This window comes from Flavobacterium aquatile LMG 4008 = ATCC 11947 (genome assembly GCF_000757385.1).
Lineage (GTDB): Bacteria > Bacteroidota > Bacteroidia > Flavobacteriales > Flavobacteriaceae > Flavobacterium > Flavobacterium aquatile.
Genome location: NZ_JRHH01000003.1, coordinates 140,445 through 160,080, shown reverse-complemented (window position 1 = coordinate 160,080; position 19,636 = coordinate 140,445). Strand labels below are relative to the sequence as shown.

Here is a 19,636-nt window from a genome sequence, read left to right as displayed (position 1 = left end):
ATCATTAGTAAATGTAAGCATAAAAATTATATTTTTTTATAACTCTAAATAAATTTTAATGTGGGTTTATAGCAAATCCAAAGTCCTTTCAAGAGCCATACCTCTTGACCCTTTAATCAAAATTAAGCTATTTTTAAAATTCAACTCAACAATTGATTCTGAAAAGTCTTCAAATTTTTGATAAAAATGAAAATCATTCTTTTCTATTTTATTCGAATAGAAATCCTTTCCAATAAAATAACAAGACAAAGCATCTTGTTGTAATAATAATGCAATAATTTCTTTATGTTCATGCAAACTCTCTTTGCCTAATTCGAACATATCTCCTATAATTATTACCTTATTTTCATTAGTAAGTTGTATAAAATTTTCTATTGCAACCTTCATACTGCTAGGATTAGCATTATAAGCATCTAATATAATTTCATTTGTACCTTTAGTTAATAGCTGAGATCTATTGTTTTCAGGAATATATGATTCTATCGCCTCTTTAATTTGACTACTGGAAATTTTAAAATACTTTCCAATTGTGATAGCGGCATTAATATTATTAGCGTTGTACAATCCAATTAAATGTGAATGAATTATAGTATCATTGAAATTTATTGAAACTAAAGGGTTAGCTTCTACATTTTGAATAAAAATAAATGCATTTTTATCAATCTGACTAAACGAAACTCGCTCTATATTTCTGGACTTTTCTTCTTGTATTGAATCGTCAAGGTTTACAAAAGCTATTTTTTTATTAAACTCTAGAAACTTATACATTTCACTTTTACCTTTAATAACACCTTCAACACCGCCAAATCCCTCTAAATGTGCTTTCCCAAAATTTGTAATATACCCAAAATCAGGTTCAGCAATAGAACAAAGAAATTCAATTTCCCTTTGATGATTTGCACCCATTTCTACAATACCAAACTCTGTAGATTCATTAAAAGAAAGTAAAGTAAGAGGTACTCCAATGTGATTGTTAAGATTTCCAACAGTTGCTTTTGTTTTATATTTTTTAGCCAAAACAACATGAATCAACTCCTTAGTAGTTGTTTTACCGTTACTACCAGTTAAAGCAATTATAGGTAACTTTAAATGACGCCTATGAAATTTTGCTAATTCTTGCAAAGCCTTCAAACTATCTTCAACCAAGATAGTTCTATCGTCAATGTAAAAATCTGAATTATCAATTATTACAAACTGAGCACCTTTTTCTAATGCTTCTTTTGCAAAAGTATTTGCATCAAATTTTTCTCCTCTTATAGCAACGAAAAGAGAATTAGACTGTATTTTTCTTGTATCAATTGAAATTGAGGTACATTTTAAAAATAGTTGATGTATTTCTTGAATTGTCATTTAGCAAAGTATTAAAACAATAAAAGCCCTAATTAAAGGGCTTTTATTATACAAAAATATAAAATTATCTTTTGTTTCTAGCAGATTTCTTTTTGTCTGCTTTTGGACCAACTCTTGACATGGCGCATCTAAATCCAATGTAATCAGTAGCCATATCTTGTGGAAAATATCTTCTTTGAGCTGGATCTAACCAATAGGCTCTATCTCTCCATGAACCACCTTTGTAAACTCTAACATCATCATTAACTAAAGTTGTTCTTTTGCTAGATTTGTCAAATTTACGAACCATGTTACCAATACTATCGGTTGAAACATTGTGTTCTGGTGAATCATACATTCTTTTTTCACTAGGTAATTTAGCTTCACCTTCTTCAGAAGAACCGAAGTCGAAAAATCTTGTAGATTGTTTATCACCATCTCTATAGTTTCTGTTATCAGAAGTAGAGAAATTTTGTCTTAGATAAGTTTCGTTATCATCAACTGGAACTTGTGAGATTTGTCCTGGAAAATTTCTAGCAACAACTTTACCATTAGGTAATGTATCAAAAACTTGAGTTTCTGCTGTTACTAATTCCACTTTCCCATCTTCTCCTATTTTATTTTTCATGTAAACATTACCTCTAAAATAGTTGAAATCATTAGCTTCATCATCAACAATAGGTCTGTAAACGTCAGCAACCCATTCGGCAACGTTACCAGCCATGTCATATAAACCAAAATCATTTGGAGGATACGATTTTACTTTATTTGTGATATCAGCACCATCATCAGACCAACCTGCAATTCCGCCGTAATCACCTTTACCTTGTTTAAAGTTTGCCAATTGGTCACCTTTAACTTGTCTTTTTCCTGAACGAGTATAACTTCCAGACCAAGGATATTTCTTTTGTCCTTTATAAATGTTGTATTCTCTTTGACCTACATCAGCAGCAGCAGCATATTCCCACTCAGCCTCTGTTGGAAGTCTATATTCTGGCAAAATTAAACCAGATGTTCTTTGAGCATAAACGTTTTTAGCACCGCTATTTCCATTTGCATTAGCAGTTCCACCACCAGCACCAGCAGCGCCATTGTTTTTAGCACCACCTTTTTGTCCTTTTTGTAAAACAATTTCTTGATTTCCACCAAAAGTTTTTGTTGGAGCAGCAAGATAAGTTTCAGTATCGAAAGTAGCATCAGCTTTTACATCAACAACTTTAGAATCTTTTTTCAAAAATTTTTGTTGCTCTAATATTGACTCATTAACTCTATTTGTTCTCCATTTAGAAAATTCTGTTGCTTGAATCCAATTAACTCCAACTACAGGATATTCAGCATAAGCTGGATGTCTTAAGTAATTATTTGTCATCGTTTCATTATACCCTAAACGATTTCTCCAAACTAATGTATCTGGCGAAGCTCCTTCATAAATATTTCTATAATTTTCTTCTTCTGGAGGGAAAACTCTTTTTAACCAATCTAAGTACTCCATGTACATTACATTAGTTACTTCGGTTTCGTCTAAATAAAAAGATTGAACGTGTTGCTGATTTGGAGTATTATTCCAATCGTGCATAGGATCATCTTGAACTTTACCCATAGTAAATGTTCCTCCTTCAACTAATACTAGACCTGGACCAGTTGCTTGCTTCTTAAATTTTGAAGCATACTGAAATCCACCTTTTTTGTCATTGATTTTCCAACCTGTTGCTCTAGATCCGCCTTTAGAACTAGATTTTTTGCTACAACTTGAGAAACCGACCATTATTACTAACGCTAGTAATAACCTGATTGCCATAAACTTGTTTACTTTCATACTCTTAGTAGGTAATAAATTTTCGAGGCGCAATATAGTAAATAACTATTAATTTGCAACATCTTTTTCAATAATTAATAAAATTTAATTTAGTTGGTTTTAGTCACTATAATAACGTTTCCTTTTTTTATTTATTGTAAAGATGATTAATATTATTTAATTTTACGCTCTGTTGTAATAATTATATTTTTATTGCGTTACATAATATTGATGAAAAAAATTGCTATCCTTATCACAATAACCTTTACTCTCTTTTGCAATGGGCAAGTTAGAGAGAATATTGCTGTACAATGGAATGAAAACAAGCTTTATTCTATAGGCGATTATAGTCTAAACATTCCGCAATTTAATGGCGACAACTTTATTTTCAATAGTGCGAAAAAAGAAATACACTACTCGACTAGAAAACAAACTTCTTCTTTAATTGATGAAAATTCTTTACTAATCTCCAATGTAATTTATGAAACTATTGAAGAATCTAAATTGGGTGACCTTTCCAGAGAAGCAATTCCAACATCATTGAAAGCCACAATCAAAAACAATATTGCAAGAGATATTTACTCTACAATTTTAACTATATCACCTATTATAAAGGAAGGAAGTTCTTATAAAAAAATAGTTTCTTTCACTTACGAATATTCTGCTTCATCGTCTAGAGTAAATTTAGAAAACAATACAATTCCAGTTACAAATTCGGTGTTGAGTACAGGAAAATGGTATCGTTTTTACATTGAAAAATCTGGAGTATATAAAATATCCAAATCGTTTTTAGAAAGTCTTGGCATCAAAACGTCAAATTTAAATCCGAAGAAAATTAAACTATATGGAAACGGAGGACGAATGGTTCCTTTGAGTAACTCTTCTTCATATCCATTTGATTTAACAGAAAATGCTATACAAGTAATTGGTGAAGACGATTTAAAATTTGATTCATCAGATTATGTTTTATTTTATGGTGAAGGTGTTGACAATTGGAGTCAAGAAAATAAAACCAATTTAAATTTATACAGCGAAAAATCATATTACTACATTAACGTTGACGGACAAGATGGTAAAAGAATCCTTGATTTACCACAACCATCTGGAAGCGCAACGGCAACAATAAACACATTTGATGACGAAAAATTTCACGAAAAGGATTTAAACAACATCGGACGCTTAGGTCGCGTGTGGTTTGGAGAATCCTTTAGCTCTGATAACGAACAAGAATTTGATTTAAAATTTGAAAATATTGTAACTACTATTCCAGCAACAATTGAAATTCATGTTGGAGGAAATTCTTTTGTAAGCACAAATTTTATTGCAAAAGCAAACTCACAAGATATAGGAACGCTTACAATGGCTGCTGTCGCACCAAATACTGGCGTAGAAGCCACAGACAGCACTTTGATAACAAACATTCCAGCAACTGAAGAGTTTACCATAAACCTTACATACAATAATGGCGGAGTTCCTGCTTCTAAAGGATTTTTAGACTACATTATAATAAGGGCTAAACGAAATTTAATTGGCTACAACAAACAATTTAGATTTCAACATAACGCTGCAAATTCAACATCGGCAATTGGTGAATATGTAATAAGTAATGCTTCAAATATCAATCAGGTTTGGGACATCACCGATATTTATAATACATCTAAAATTTCCAATCCTGGAGCAACAACTTTTTCATTTAAAAGTGATTTAGGCGAAATTAGAAAATACATTGCAATTGACCCGAACGATTATTACACTCCATTAAAAGAAGCAAAATCAGCCGTATCCAATCAAAACATCAAAGGAACCATATTTAAAGATGCAGCAGGAAATTTTAAGGATATTGATTACTTAATAATTACACCAAGCGCATTCAATTCTCAAGCAGAAAAACTTGCCACTTTTCACAGAAATTATTCACAATTGAATGTAAAAGTGGTCAATCTTGAAAATATATACCAAGAATTTTCATCAGGAAAACAAGACATTGCAGCAATTAGAAATTTAGTTAAATATGTTTATGACAACGCTTCAAGTGCGAGCAATAGAGTAAAATATCTAAATTTATTTGGAGATGCTTCTTACGATTTTAAAAATAGAATTTCTGGAAACACCAATATTGTGCCTATATATCATGCAACAAATAGCTACTACTCAGGAGAGAGTTCCTTTTGTTCTGATGACTTTTTTGCTTTAATGGATAACGACGAAGGGAATGTTGAAGTAACCAACGGCGGTATTGATATTGCCGTAGGAAGAATGCTAATTTCATCAACAACTCAAGCTGATGAAATGGTCAATAAAGTTATAGAATATCACGATATAAAATCTTACGGAAGTTGGAGAAATAACTATGTTTCTATTTCGGATGATTCCGATAAAACTCCGGATGCCACTTTACAAGTGAGACAAAATTCATTAACAGACGAAATTCACGCAGAAAAACCATTTATAAATTTTAAGAAAATACTTTTAGATTCATACACACAAGAGACATCAGCAGGAGGAAATAGATATCCAGAAGCGAAAGAAGACATCAGAAATGCTTTTGAAAAAGGAGCATTAGTCTTTAATTATTTAGGACATGGTGGTGAAGATGGATTGACAGGTGAAAGAATCTGGGATAAATTTGACGGTTCTAATTTTAACAACAGGTACCGTTATCCATTATTTATAACAATCACCTGCGAATTTTCTCGTTTTGACAACCCGTTGCGACCAACCGCAGGAGAATATACCTACTGGAATCCGACTGGCGGAGCAATATCTATGATTACCACTGTAAGATCAATTGGTCAAACAACCGCTGAAAATTTTAACGATACTCTTTCAAAAAGATTATTTTCTTACGGTTCTAATGAATATGTATCAATAGCAGAAGCATTACGATTAGCTAAAAACGAAAGTTTCAATAACCCATCAACACGAGTTGTTTTTTTACTTGGTGATCCTGCTTTGATGTTGGCCATTTCTAAACCTAGGGTTGTTTTAACAAAAGTAAATGAGGTGCCAATAAATCAACCAGTTGTAGATTTTCAAGCCTTGGCATATGTAAAACTTACAGGTGAAGTGCAAGATGAAATTGGAAACGTTTTACCAACTTACAATGGTGAATTAGCCGTTAATATATTCGATAAAAATTATACAAAAGTTACTTATAACAACGACAATTATAGTCCACCAATGAGTTTTACCAGTTTAGGCGAAACTATTTTTAGAGGAAATGCATCAGTAAATAATGGGCAATTCGAATTTGGATTTGTTGTTCCTAAAGACATTAAAATTCCTGTAGGAAACGGAAGAATTAGTTTTTATGCCAAACGAAATACAATATTATTAGACAAAACAGGTTATAATACAGACATTAAAATTGGGGGAATAAATACAAATGCCGTTGCCGATAATACCGCGCCAAGAGTTAGATTATATATGAATGATGAAACATTTGTAGATGGCGGAATTACAAATCAATCACCATTTTTTCTGGCATTTCTAGAAGACGAACACGGTATAAATACTGCTAGTGGAATTGGTCATGATATTGTTGCTATTTTAGATGGTGACGAAAATAATCCTTATGTTTTAAATGATTATTACGAAACCGAATTGGACGATTACACCAAAGGGAAAATACGATTCCCATTCAGAAATTTAGAATTAGGATTACATACAATTACATTGAAAGCTTGGGATGTTTACAATAATTTCGTTACAGCTGACATTACATTTATTGTAGTTGGAGATGAATCAATTACATTAAAAAACGTGTTAAATTATCCAAATCCATTTGTAAATTACACTCAATTTTGGTTTACACACAACCGACCATTTGAACCATTAGATGTTCAAGTTCAAATAATTACTATTACTGGAAAAATTGTAAAAACAATAAATCAAACGGTTGTAACCGAAGGTTTCCTTTCAAGAGAAATTACTTGGGATGGAAAAGACGATTTTGGTGATCGAATTGGAAAAGGCGTCTATGTTTATAAGCTCACAGTAAAATCAACCTTGACAAATAAAAAATCAGAAAAAATCGAAAAACTTGTAATACTTTAATAAAATACTATATTTGTTTAATTATATTTTTGAACCCACAATATGAAAAAAATTTCAATACTGTTACTTTTAGTAGTAACATCACAATTTATCAATGCTCAAGACAGGGTTATTACAACAGGAGTTCCATTTCTTTTAGTCGCTGCAGATGCACGCGCTGCAGGTCTTGCTGATCAAGGTGTAGCAACATCAGCAGATAATTTTTCACAACAATGGAATCCAGCAAAATATTCATTTGCTTTAGACAAACAAGGATTTTCAATTAGTTATACACCTTATTTAACACAACTTGTTAATGACATTTCTTTAGGACAAGTAAACTACTACAACAGAATTAATGAAAGAAGTGCTTTCGCAGGAAGTCTTCGCTACTTTGGTCTTGGAGATATTGAATTACGCCAAACAGACGACCCAAACGAACAAGCACTAGTTGTAACTCCAAATGAACTTGCTCTAGACGCGTCATACTCACTTAAACTTAGCGAAACATTTTCAATGGCTGTCGCTGGTAGATTTATTCGTTCCAATTTAAAAATCGTTTCTGTAGATAGTGATGTAAAACCTGCAAATACTTTTGCTGTTGATGTAGCCGGATTTTTTCAATCAGAAGAAATAGCTTTCAACGAATTTAATGGAAGATACCGTTTAGGATTTAATTTCCAAAACATGGGTCCAAAAATAAGTTATGATAATGATGAACTAAGCACCAACTTTCTTCCAGCAACGATGCGTTTGGGTGGTGGTTTTGACTTTATATTAGACGATTATAACAAAGTAACCGCAAGTGTTGAATTGGCTAAATTATTAGTGCCAACACCTCAAGATCCAGATTTAGATGGAGATGGAACCATAACGCCAGAAGAACGCGCAGAAAACGACGAAGATTACAGAAAAATAAGTTGGGTTTCTGGAATGTTTCAATCATTTGGTGATGCACCAGACGGTTTCTCAGAAGAATTAAAAGAATTCACCTATTCTGTTGGAGCCGAATACTTATATCAAGATTCATTCGCGTTTAGATTAGGATATTTTAATGAAAGTCCATTAAAAGGTGCAAGAAAATTTTTCTCACTTGGAGCTGGATTTAAATATAATGTCGTTAAAATAGACGTCTCATATTTATTCTCCGCATCTAAAGTCAAAAATCCATTGGAAAACACATTACGTTTCTCACTTACATTCAACTTCGGTGACAAATACGATGAATATTAGACTTTAATTAATAAAATAACAATCCAAATTTCTTAATCGAAGTTTGGATTTTTTTTCCTCTATAATCAAATGAAAGAAATTACAATTAACACCACAATTTCAGTATTTAATGGAATTTCCGATTTACCATTAGAAATTCAATCATTAATGAATCACGCAATTGAAACTCGTAAAAATGCTTACGCACCTTATTCAAGATTCAGAGTTGGAGCGGCAATTTTATTAGATAACGGTAAAATCGTTTTAGGATCCAATCAAGAAAACGCAGCATATCCATCGGGTTTATGTGCAGAACGTGTTGCGATTTTTCAAGCTGGAGCAATTTATCCAAATGCGAAAATTGTAAAATTGGTCATTACTGCAGCATCAGATACTAATCCAACTTTGTCTCCTATTCCACCATGTGGCGCATGCCGACAATCGATTGCCGAATACGAATTTAAACAAGAAATTCCTATAGAAATATATTTCATGGGAGAATCTGGAGAAGTATATAAATCAAATTCTATCAACAATTTATTACCTTTATCGTTTGACAAAACATCGTTGTAAGCGATATCGTTATAGTTAGTATTTTGTAGTAAAAAAAGTTATTTTAATACTTATTTATTTTTACATCTACTATCAATATCTTACTTTTGCATTTCGCAATTTTAAATAAATAAATATTGTGATACAATTACACTATCTTTAATCATAGTAATTCATTAAAAAATGAAACCAATTACAAAAGAAACCTACCTTCAATGGTATGAGGAAATGCAGTTTTGGAGAAAATTTGAAGACAAATTAGCTGCCGTTTATATCCAACAAAAAGTTAGAGGATTTTTACATTTATACAACGGTCAAGAAGCAGTACTTGCTGGAGCAATTCACGCAATGGATTTGTCTAAAGATAAAATGATTACTGCCTATCGTAACCACGTTCAACCAATTGCAATGGGAGTTGACCCTAAAAAAGTAATGGCAGAACTTTATGGAAAAGTAACTGGAACTTCTAAAGGAATGGGCGGATCTATGCACATTTTCTCTAAAGAAAAAGGTTTTTTTGGTGGTCACGGAATTGTAGGTGCGCAAATACCAGTTGGAGCAGGAATGGCTTTCGCCGATAAATATTTTGAAACCGGCGGTGTTACTTTAACCTATTTTGGTGATGGAGCAGCTCGTCAAGGTTCACTTCACGAAGCTTTTAATATGGCTATGTTATGGAAACTTCCAGTAGTATTTATTTGTGAAAACAATGGATATGCAATGGGAACTTCTGTAGAAAGAACTGCAAATCACACAGACGTTTGGAAACTAGGTTTAGGATACGAAATGCCTTGCGGACCAGTTGACGGAATGAATCCTGTAAAAGTTGCGGAAGCTATGCAAGAAGCAATAGACAGAGCGCGTCGTGGTGATGGACCAACATTTTTAGAAATGAAAACGTACCGTTATAGAGGTCACTCAATGTCGGATGCACAACTTTACAGAACTAAAGAAGAAGTTGAAGAATACAGAAAAATAGATCCAATTACTCAAGTTCTTGATGTAATTAAAGAAAATAGTTACGCAACAGAAGCAGAAATTGAAGTTATCGACCAACGAGTAAAAGACTTAGTTGACGAATGCGAAAAATTTGCCGATGAATCTCCGTTTCCAGAAGTACAACAATTGTACGATGTGGTTTACGAACAAGAAAATTACCCTTTCATACCTCATAGATTATAATTATGGCTACAGTAATAAACATGCCTCGTTTGAGCGATACTATGACAGAAGGAACTGTTGCTACATGGCTTAAAAAAGTAGGTGATACAATAAAAGAAGGTGACATTTTAGCCGAAATCGAAACAGACAAAGCTACAATGGAATTCGAATCTTTCAATTCTGGTGTTTTATTACACATCGGAATTCAAGAAGGCGAATCGGCTCCTGTAGATTCACTTTTAGCAATTATAGGAAAAGAAGGCGAAGATATTTCTGCATTATTATCTGGCGGAACACCAGCCTCAAAAGCTGAAGTTGTATCAGAAAAAACAGAAGAGAAAACTGCTGAAACTCCAAAACAAGAAAGCACTCCAACTTCTGCTCCAGCAGCATTGCCAGCAGGCGTAAAAGTAATCACAATGCCACGTTTAAGTGATACTATGACTACTGGAACAGTTGCAACATGGTTGAAAAAAGTGGGTGATGAAGTAAAAGAAGGAGATATTCTTGCCGAAATCGAAACCGATAAAGCAACAATGGAATTCGAATCGTTCAACTCTGGAACTTTATTATTCATCGGTATCAACGAAGGAGAATCTGCGCCAGTTGATAGCGTTTTAGCTATAATCGGACCTGCAGGAACTGAAATATCTGGAATTGCAGAAAACTACGGTAAAGGCGAAACTCCAGCCGCAGTTGAAACATCGGAAAAAGCTACAGAAGCTCCAACAAAAGAAGCCGTTCAAGAAACGACAAATACAGATAATGGAAGAGTTTTCGCTTCTCCATTAGCAAAACAAATAGCTAAAGACAAAGGAATCAACCTTTCTCAAGTAAAAGGTTCTGGTGAAAACGGGAGAATTGTAAAAAGTGATGTAGAAAACTTTACAGCTTCGGCTCCAGTTACTGCACCAACAACTTCTCAACCAGAAACTCAAGCAGCAGCAAAACCATTCGTTCCAGCAGGAGAAGTAGTTACAGAAGAAATAAAAAATTCGCAAATGCGAAAAATCATTGCAAAACGTTTAGCAGAATCGCTATTCACAGCGCCACACTACAACCTTACAATTGAAGTGAATATGGACGACGCTATGAAATCAAGAGCCATCATAAACGCTGTTCCAGATACCAAAGTTTCGTTCAACGATATGGTAATAAAAGCTTGCGCAATGGCATTGAAAAAACATCCAAAAATCAATTCACAATGGAAAGAAGATGCAATTACCATCAATCACCACGTGAATATTGGAGTCGCAGTAGCTGTTGAAGACGGATTAGTGGTTCCAGTTTTAAAATTCACAGACGCTATGAGTTTATCTCAAATTGGCGCTGGAGTTAGAGACATGGCAGGAAGAGCAAAAACTAAAAAATTACTACCAACCGAAATGGAAGGAAGTACATTCACCGTTTCTAATCTTGGAATGTTCGGTATAGTTGAATTCAATTCAATCATCAACCAACCCAATTCAGCAATCCTTTCAGTAGGAGCAATCGTTGAAAAACCAGTAGTAAAAGACGGTCAAATCGTTGTTGGAAACACTATGATGTTATCACTAGCTTGTGATCACCGAACAATCGATGGTGCAACCGGAGCACAATTTTTACAAACATTAAAAGTCTTTATAGAAAATCCAGTTACCATGCTGGCATAATCACAAAGCAATGTAAATATAAAATCCTGGTCAGCAATGAGCAGGATTTTTTTGATTAGGAGCGAATGGTTTAGGTGTTCTTGGATTCCATTTTCCTGCTTTCCGTTCTACTTCGTGCCACTGCAATCAGGGCTAGTTAGAATATGTATTGAATAGAAATCAGAATATAAAAGAAGATCTATAAAATCAGAACAAATCGCTTTATCTGCTACTAAAAATTATTTCTTATTTTTCTCCTCAATCCATTTACTCATGTACTTAGTACTAGAAAGTAAATGATGTTGCAAAATAGCGCCAATAAAATTATTATTTCTATGCAGCTTTAAATTTTCTAAAAGCGAAATTACTTGCGTAATAAAAGGAACCTCAAACAACGATTTTTTATAGTATTTCTCTAAAATCTCAAATCCATTCTCCTGGCATTTATTCCAAAGCTTTTCATCCTGATAAAGTAGAACTGCCGCATCAACAAATTCATTAGAATTATCTTTTACAAAACCATTCCATTCTAGATTTCCGTGCATTGCTTCAGCACCAATAGAAGAAGTTACACTTGGAGTTCCACATTGCATAGCTTCAATCAACTTGCCTTTAATTCCGGCACCAAATCGAATGGGAGCCAAAACTACTTTAGCTTTCTTGACAACATCAAAAGCATCATCAGCTCTTCCCATTATATAAAAATTCTGTTTCGGTTTATGTAACTGTAAAACTTTTTGCGATGGATACGCACCATAAATCAACATTTTAGCTTCCGGTAATTTCAAATGCAACATTGGCCAAATAACATCCGACAAATATTTTACGCAATCCCAATTAGGATCATGAAGAAAATTTCCAATAAAAACAAAATCATTTCGTTCATTATACGTTGGAATATCATCAAGTTTTTTAGCAAAAATCGGCAAATAATAAAGTAAATCTTTCGAAACTTTAAACTGATTTTGAAGCAATTCTATTTCAAATTCAGAAACCATTAGTGAAATATCACATCTTAAAATACTAGCAATTTCTCTTTTAGCAACATCCGAAAATAAATCATCTAAAATAAATTCTCGATTATCCTTAACAGCCAATTGCCTTGCATTACGTAAACAATGTAAATCTTCCGTGTCCAATATTTTTAAAGCATCTGGACAACTTTCAGAAACACGCCAACCAAATTGCTCTTCAACCATAAATCGATCGAATAAAACCACATTAGGATTCAATTCATTTACAAAATCATCAAACGTAGAAGAATTCAATTCAATAGTTTTAGAAGTAATTCCCAAAACAGTTAAATCCTCTGAAAATTCTAAATTTTGTGCAGTACATCCAAAAGTGATTTCATATCCATGGGTTAGAAACAATTCAATTAATTGTATCATTCGACTTCCGGCCGCAGAAGATTTTGGTTCGGGCCAAACAAAGCCAATAATTAATAAAGTTTTAGATTTTAGCATAATAACAAATACAATTACAAAGAAAAGACATAATTTTGCATTAATCTAAAATAGCACAAAAATGTTAGGTCTAAAATTAAAAACCGACCCACGATGGGTAAATATAGTTGAAGGAAACATAGAAGAAATTCTCACCGATCACGCATGGTGCGAACAAAAAGCAGCTACAAATGTAATTACTCTAATAACTCAAAATTCTGAGCATGAAGAATTAGTTACATCGTTGCTTGAAATCGCAAAAGAAGAATTAGATCATTTTCAAATGGTTCACAACATCATAAAAGAACGCGGATTAACTTTAGGAAGAGAACGTAAAGACCATTATGTAAATGAATTATTTAAATTTCTAAAAAAAGATGGAAGTCGCAACGATGCCTTTGTAGATAGATTATTATTCTCAGCAATGATTGAAGCCAGAAGTTGTGAACGATTTAAAGTTCTTTCTCAAAACATAAAAGACAAAGAATTAGCCACCTTTTACAGAGAATTAATGATAAGTGAAGCAGGACATTATACGTCATTTCTTGCTTTTGCCAGAAAATATTCTGAAAAAGTTGATGTAGATAAACGCTGGAAAGAATGGATAGAATTTGAAGGAGAACTAATTACCAACTACGGTAAATCTGAAACAATACACGGATAATTAAAAGTTATATTAATGTACAGAAAGCAACTTCTTTCATGAGGTTGCTTTTTTTTATGGCGTGCCCTTCGGGTCGTGCTATCCGCTCTATCTTTTCTTTTTTTAAGAAAAAAAGAAAAGGATGCCGCTACTATCACTCACGCAACCGCGTATAAAACAACAATTTTTAATAAATAGAAAATTTTAAACTACTAAGTGGACCAGTTTTACAAATTCAAATTAACATTTCACCATAATTTAGTCGTATTTTTTTATATTTTTAATCAAGTTGATGTCATAACTTTTCTCTTCGGCTAACTCTTTACTCAATTTTGTCTAAACTTGATATAAACAAAAAACCCTATCCGATTTGGATAGGGTTTTTAAAAAGAAGGCGGCGACATACTCTCCCACAGTTATGCAGTACCATCTGCGCAATCGGGCTTAACTTCTCTGTTCGGAATGGGAAGAGGTGAGCCCCGACGCAATAACCACCTTAAGAGGCTATAATTGCTTTGGACAATTATTTTTCAATTCGTAATTCCTAATTTTGAATTCGTAATTGAAACAATATCTTAACATACTGAGATAAAGAAAAATTATTTTAAGAAAGATTCTCCCTCCCGATTTGCATCGGGAGGAAAATTGCACATAAACTTACGGGTTATTAGTACTACTCGACTATGACATTACTGCCTTTACATCTATAGCCTATCAACGTTGTCATCTCCAACGACCCTTAAAAGAAATCTCATCTTGTGGTGGGTTTCGCGCTTATATGCTTTCAGCGCTTATCCCTTCCAAACGTAGCTACTCTGCGGTGCTCCTGGCGGAACAACAGATACACCAGAGGTTTGTCCAATTCGGTCCTCTCGTACTAGAATCAGATCCACTCAAATTTCTAACGCCCACAGTAGATAGAGACCGAACTGTCTCACGACGTTCTGAACCCAGCTCGCGTGCCACTTTAATGGGCGAACAGCCCAACCCTTGGGACCTTCTCCAGCCCCAGGATGTGACGAGCCGACATCGAGGTGCCAAACCCCCCCGTCGATATGAGCTCTTGGGGGAGATCAGCCTGTTATCCCCGGCGTACCTTTTATCCTTTGAGCGATGGCCCTTCCATGCGGAACCACCGGATCACTATGCTCTACTTTCGTACCTGATCGACCTGTATGTCTCTCAGTCAAGCTCCCTTATGCCATTGCACTCTACGCACGGTTACCAAGCGTGCTGAGGGAACCTTTAGAAGCCTCCGTTACTCTTTTGGAGGCGACCACCCCAGTCAAACTACCCACCAAGCAATGTCCTCTCGAAAGAGAGTTAGATCTCAGATAAGCAAAGGGTGGTATTTCAACAATGACTCCACAACGCCTAGCGACGCCACTTCATAGTCTCCCACCTATCCTACACATCACTTATCCAAGACCAATACTAAGCTATAGTAAAGGTGCACAGGGTCTTTTCGTCCCACTGCGGGTAATCGGCATCTTCACCGATACTACAATTTCACCGAGCTCATGGCTGAGACAGTGTCCAGATCGTTACACCATTCGTGCAGGTCGGAACTTACCCGACAAGGAATTTCGCTACCTTAGGACCGTTATAGTTACGGCCGCCGTTTACTGGGGCTTCAATTCAATGCTTCTCCCGAAAGATAACATCTCCTCTTAACCTTCCAGCACCGGGCAGGTGTCAGGCCCTATACTTCATCTTACGATTTTGCAGAGCCCTGTGTTTTTGATAAACAGTCGCCTGGACCTTTTCACTGCGGCCAGCATTGCTGCTGGCGACCTTTCTCCCGAAGTTACAGGTCTATTTTGCCTAATTCCTTAGCCATGAATCTCTCGAGCACCTTAGGATTCTCTCCTCGACTACCTGTGTCGGTTTACGGTACGGGTTCTTATAATCTAAGTTTAGAGGTTTTTCTTGGAAGCCCTTAGGCACACTATCTCTTTGTCCGAAGACTCCGAGTACTATCGTATTTCCCCAAGCCGCGTGGATTTGCCTGCGCAGCTTATAGGTAGGTACTTCAACGAACTATTCCGTCAGTTCGCGGTGCTTTCATCACTCCGTCACCCCATCACAATTATAAGAAGTACGGGAATATTAACCCGTTGGCCATCGACTGTCCCTTTCGGGTTCGCCTTAGGACCCGACTAACCCTCAGCTGATTAGCATAGCTGAGGAAACCTTAGTCTTTCGGTGTGCGGGTTTCTCGCCCGCATTATCGTTACTTATGCCTACATTTTCTTTTCTAACCAGTCCAGCATACCTTACGATACACCTTCAACCCTGTTAGAATGCTCCCCTACCACTTATACTTACGTATAAATCCATAGCTTCGGTAATATGCTTATGCCCGATTATTATCCATGCTCGTCCGCTCGACTAGTGAGCTGTTACGCACTCTTTAAATGAATGGCTGCTTCCAAGCCAACATCCTAGCTGTCTGGGCAGACAAACCTCGTTTTTTCAACTTAGCATATATTTGGGGACCTTAGCTGATGGTCTGGGTTCTTTCCCTCTCGGACATGGACCTTAGCACCCATGCCCTCACTGTTGGTAAACATTATATAGCATTCGGAGTTTGTCAGGAATTGGTAGGCGGTGAAGCCCCCGCATCCAATCAGTAGCTCTACCTCTATATAACTTTATGACCAACGCTGCACCTAAATGCATTTCGGGGAGTACGAGCTATTTCCGAGTTTGATTGGCCTTTCACCCCTACCCACAGGTCATCCGAAGACTTTTCAACGTCAACCGGTTCGGACCTCCACTATGTGTTACCACAGCTTCATCCTGCCCATGGGTAGATCACACGGTTTCGCGTCTAACACTACTGACTAAAGCGCCCTATTCAGACTCGCTTTCGCTACGGATCCGTGACTTAATCACTTAACCTTGCCAGCAACGTTAACTCGTAGGCTCATTATGCAAAAGGCACGCCGTCACCCCACTAAAGGGCTCCGACCGCTTGTAAGCGTATGGTTTCAGGATCTATTTCACTCCGTTATTCACGGTTCTTTTCACCTTTCCCTCACGGTACTGGTTCACTATCGGTCTCTCAGGAGTATTTAGCCTTAGCGGATGGTCCCGCCAAATTCAGACAGGGTTTCACGTGCCCCGCCCTACTCAGGATACCACTATCGTTATCTTCTCTTACTTATACGGGACTATCACCCTCTATGGTTAACCTTTCCAGGTTATTCTAATTCAATCCGCAACAAATCTCGTGGTCCTACAACCCCAGTATTGCCGTAACAACACTGGTTTGGGCTAATCCGCGTTCGCTCGCCACTACTTACGGAATCACTTTTGTTTTCTTCTCCTCCGCCTACTTAGATGTTTCAGTTCAGCGGGTTTGCCCACCTATCGGTGTACTATGTCTTCAACATAGTGGGTTGCCCCATTCAGGTATCTACGGATCAATTCGTGTGTGCCAATCCCCGTAGCTTTTCGCAGCTTATCACGCCTTTCATCGCCTCTGAGAGCCAAGGCATCCCCCATACGCCCTTATTTTGCTTATGTGCCGCCTAAATAAATTAATATTTAGGACTTAAATAAATATATAACTAATCATATATTTATAGTACTTTCTACTTTTTATTATTTTCTTATCTCAATATGTCAATGAACTTTGTTCGCCTAAGCGAATAGTGGAGAATAACGGAGTCGAACCGTTGACCTCCTGCGTGCAAGGCAGGCGCTCTAGCCAGCTGAGCTAATCCCCCAATTTAATTACGAATTGTGAATTATGAATTATGAATTATATTCATAAAGCCTCAACCCCTAGAATTTCCAAGCTTAAAACTAAGTAGTCCCGCCCAGACTCGAACTGGGGACCCCTACATTATCAGTGTAGTACTCTAACCAGCTGAGCTACGAGACTCTGTTTTATTTGCTTTTGTATTATTTGAATTAACAGCAGAGAGTAAGTAAATTTCTTTACTTGAGACCTTTATATTATCTTCTCTAGAAAGGAGGTGTTCCAGCCGCACCTTCCGGTACGGCTACCTTGTTACGACTTAGCCCTAGTTACCAGTTTTACCCTAGGCAGCTCCTTGCGGTCACCGACTTCAGGTACCCCCAGCTTCCATGGCTTGACGGGCGGTGTGTACAAGGCCCGGGAACGTATTCACCGGATCATGGCTGATATCCGATTACTAGCGATTCCAGCTTCACGGAGTCGAGTTGCAGACTCCGATCCGAACTGAGAACGGTTTTGTAGATTCGCTCCTGCTTGCGCAGTGGCTGCTCTCTGTACCGTCCATTGTAGCACGTGTGTAGCCCAAGGCGTAAGGGCCGTGATGATTTGACGTCATCCCCACCTTCCTCACAGTTTGCACTGGCAGTCTCGTTAGAGTTCCCGACATGACTCGCTGGCAACTAACAACAGGGGTTGCGCTCGTTATAGGACTTAACCTGACACCTCACGGCACGAGCTGACGACAACCATGCAGCACCTTGTAAATTGTCCGAAGAAAAAACTGTTTCCAGTCCTGTCAATCTACATTTAAGCCTTGGTAAGGTTCCTCGCGTATCATCGAATTAAACCACATGCTCCACCGCTTGTGCGGGCCCCCGTCAATTCCTTTGAGTTTCATTCTTGCGAACGTACTCCCCAGGTGGGATACTTATCACTTTCGCTTAGCCACTGAGATTGCTCCCAACAGCTAGTATCCATCGTTTACGGCGTGGACTACCAGGGTATCTAATCCTGTTCGCTCCCCACGCTTTCGTCCATCAGCGTCAATCCATAAGTAGTAACCTGCCTTCGCAATTGGTATTCCATGTAATATCTAAGCATTTCACCGCTACACTACATATTCTAGTTACTTCCTTATAATTCAAGTCTAACAGTATCAATGGCCGTTTGATCGTTGAGCGACCAGATTTCACCACTGACTTATTAAACCGCCTACGGACCCTTTAAACCCAATGATTCCGGATAACGCTTGGATCCTCCGTATTACCGCGGCTGCTGGCACGGAGTTAGCCGATCCTTATTCCTACAGTACCGTCAAGCTCCGACACGTCGGAGTGTTTCTTCCTGTATAAAAGCAGTTTACAATCCATAGGACCGTCTTCCTGCACGCGGCATGGCTGGATCAGGCTTGCGCCCATTGTCCAATATTCCTCACTGCTGCCTCCCGTAGGAGTCTGGTCCGTGTCTCAGTACCAGTGTGGGGGATCTCCCTCTCAGGACCCCTACCCATCATTGTCTTGGTAAGCCGTTACCTTACCAACTAACTAATGGGACGCATGCTCATCTTTTACCGTTGTGACTTTAATTATAAAATGATGCCATTTAATAATACTATGGGGCATTAATCCAAATTTCTCTGGGCTATTCCCCTGTAAAAGGTAGATTGCATACGCGTTACGCACCCGTGCGCCGGTCTCTATATCCGAAGACATATACCCCTCGACTTGCATGTGTTAAGCCTGCCGCTAGCGTTCATCCTGAGCCAGGATCAAACTCTTCATCGTATATTTTAATATTTTACGATAATACTCTAGCTTATTCAAATCTTTCGATTTTCTTACTCTCTTTTTTGTTTGTCCCGATAAATCGGGACGGCTGTCAATTCAATATGTCTATGAACGTGTCTATCTTATTTTTTTGCTTCTCTTTAGTACTCTACATTACTTCTTTTAGTAAGCCGTGTATTACTCTATCGGTTAGCGGGTGCAAAAGTACATCTTTTTTCTTAACTCGCAAGTAAATCGAAAAAAAATATTTTTTTTTCTTTTCTACTCTCATTCTTTCAAAAAACTCTCAGCGTTTTGCGGATGGCAAAGGTAAAACCTTTTCCTATTCTGTGCAAAT

The 19,636-nt window shown here is 36.7% G+C and carries 9 protein-coding genes, 2 tRNA genes and 3 rRNA genes; 6 read left to right on the top strand and 8 right to left on the bottom strand.

The genetic code is table 11. The features are described from left to right. Positions 1–66: 66 nt before the first annotated feature. Entirely contained in the window at positions 67–1,350 is a 1,284-nt protein-coding gene (locus LG45_RS06555; RefSeq protein ID WP_035125586.1) for a UDP-N-acetylmuramoyl-tripeptide--D-alanyl-D-alanine ligase, read from the bottom strand. A gap of 64 nt (positions 1,351–1,414) precedes the next feature. Then, on the bottom strand, positions 1,415–3,145 hold the full coding sequence (gldJ, locus tag LG45_RS06550; RefSeq protein WP_035125585.1) for a gliding motility lipoprotein GldJ: 1,731 nt from the start codon (positions 3,143–3,145) through the stop codon (positions 1,415–1,417). Positions 3,146–3,355: 210 nt separating this feature from the next. Here gldJ and porU point away from each other — a divergent pair, with 210 nt between their 5' ends. From porU to LG45_RS06525, 5 genes are all read left to right on the top strand, one after another. Then, positions 3,356–7,180: a type IX secretion system sortase PorU gene (gene porU / locus LG45_RS06545; RefSeq protein ID WP_035125584.1), complete on the top strand. Its 3,825-nt coding sequence runs from the start codon at positions 3,356–3,358 to the stop codon at positions 7,178–7,180. Between the two features lie 42 nt (positions 7,181–7,222). Continuing rightward, the gene (gene porV / locus LG45_RS06540; protein ID WP_035125583.1) at positions 7,223–8,392 is read left to right on the top strand and encodes a type IX secretion system outer membrane channel protein PorV; all 1,170 of its coding nucleotides are present in this window, start codon (positions 7,223–7,225) and stop codon (positions 8,390–8,392) included. A gap of 69 nt (positions 8,393–8,461) precedes the next feature. Then, the gene (cdd, locus tag LG45_RS06535) at positions 8,462–8,944 is read left to right on the top strand and encodes a cytidine deaminase (protein ID WP_035125582.1); all 483 of its coding nucleotides are present in this window, start codon (positions 8,462–8,464) and stop codon (positions 8,942–8,944) included. A gap of 162 nt (positions 8,945–9,106) precedes the next feature. Beyond that, positions 9,107–10,105 carry a pyruvate dehydrogenase (acetyl-transferring) E1 component subunit alpha gene (gene pdhA, locus LG45_RS06530; RefSeq protein WP_035125581.1) on the top strand — a complete coding sequence of 333 codons (999 nt, stop codon included), beginning with the start codon at positions 9,107–9,109 and terminating at the stop codon, positions 10,103–10,105. Positions 10,106–10,107: 2 nt separating this feature from the next. After that, positions 10,108–11,736 (top strand): pyruvate dehydrogenase complex dihydrolipoamide acetyltransferase, encoded by a 1,629-nt coding sequence (locus LG45_RS06525; RefSeq protein ID WP_035125580.1) that lies wholly within the window; start codon positions 10,108–10,110, stop codon positions 11,734–11,736. 218 nt (positions 11,737–11,954) lie between these two features. Here LG45_RS06525 and LG45_RS06520 read toward each other — a convergent pair whose 3' ends face one another. Beyond that, positions 11,955–13,181 (bottom strand): glycosyltransferase, encoded by a 1,227-nt coding sequence (locus LG45_RS06520; protein WP_035125579.1) that lies wholly within the window; start codon positions 13,179–13,181, stop codon positions 11,955–11,957. A 61-nt stretch (positions 13,182–13,242) separates the two neighbouring features. On the opposite strand from LG45_RS06520, the gene LG45_RS06515 reads away from it, so the two are divergent. After that, on the top strand, positions 13,243–13,824 hold the full coding sequence (locus tag LG45_RS06515) for a MiaE family protein (protein ID WP_035125578.1): 582 nt from the start codon (positions 13,243–13,245) through the stop codon (positions 13,822–13,824). Between the two features lie 368 nt (positions 13,825–14,192). Here LG45_RS06515 and rrf read toward each other — a convergent pair. The 5 genes from rrf to LG45_RS06490 form a co-directional block, all read right to left on the bottom strand. Further along, positions 14,193–14,302: ribosomal RNA gene (gene rrf, locus LG45_RS06510) — 5S ribosomal RNA — on the bottom strand. 148 nt (positions 14,303–14,450) lie between these two features. Beyond that, positions 14,451–17,334 (bottom strand): 23S ribosomal RNA (locus LG45_RS06505). A 129-nt stretch (positions 17,335–17,463) separates the two neighbouring features. Next, a tRNA-Ala gene (locus LG45_RS06500) sits at positions 17,464–17,537 on the bottom strand. Between the two features lie 84 nt (positions 17,538–17,621). Next, positions 17,622–17,695, bottom strand: a tRNA-Ile gene (locus LG45_RS06495). Between the two features lie 87 nt (positions 17,696–17,782). Continuing rightward, positions 17,783–19,296 (bottom strand): 16S ribosomal RNA (locus tag LG45_RS06490). The 16S, 23S and 5S rRNA genes sit together here with 2 tRNA genes alongside, the layout of an rRNA operon. Positions 19,297–19,636: the final 340 nt, after the last annotated feature.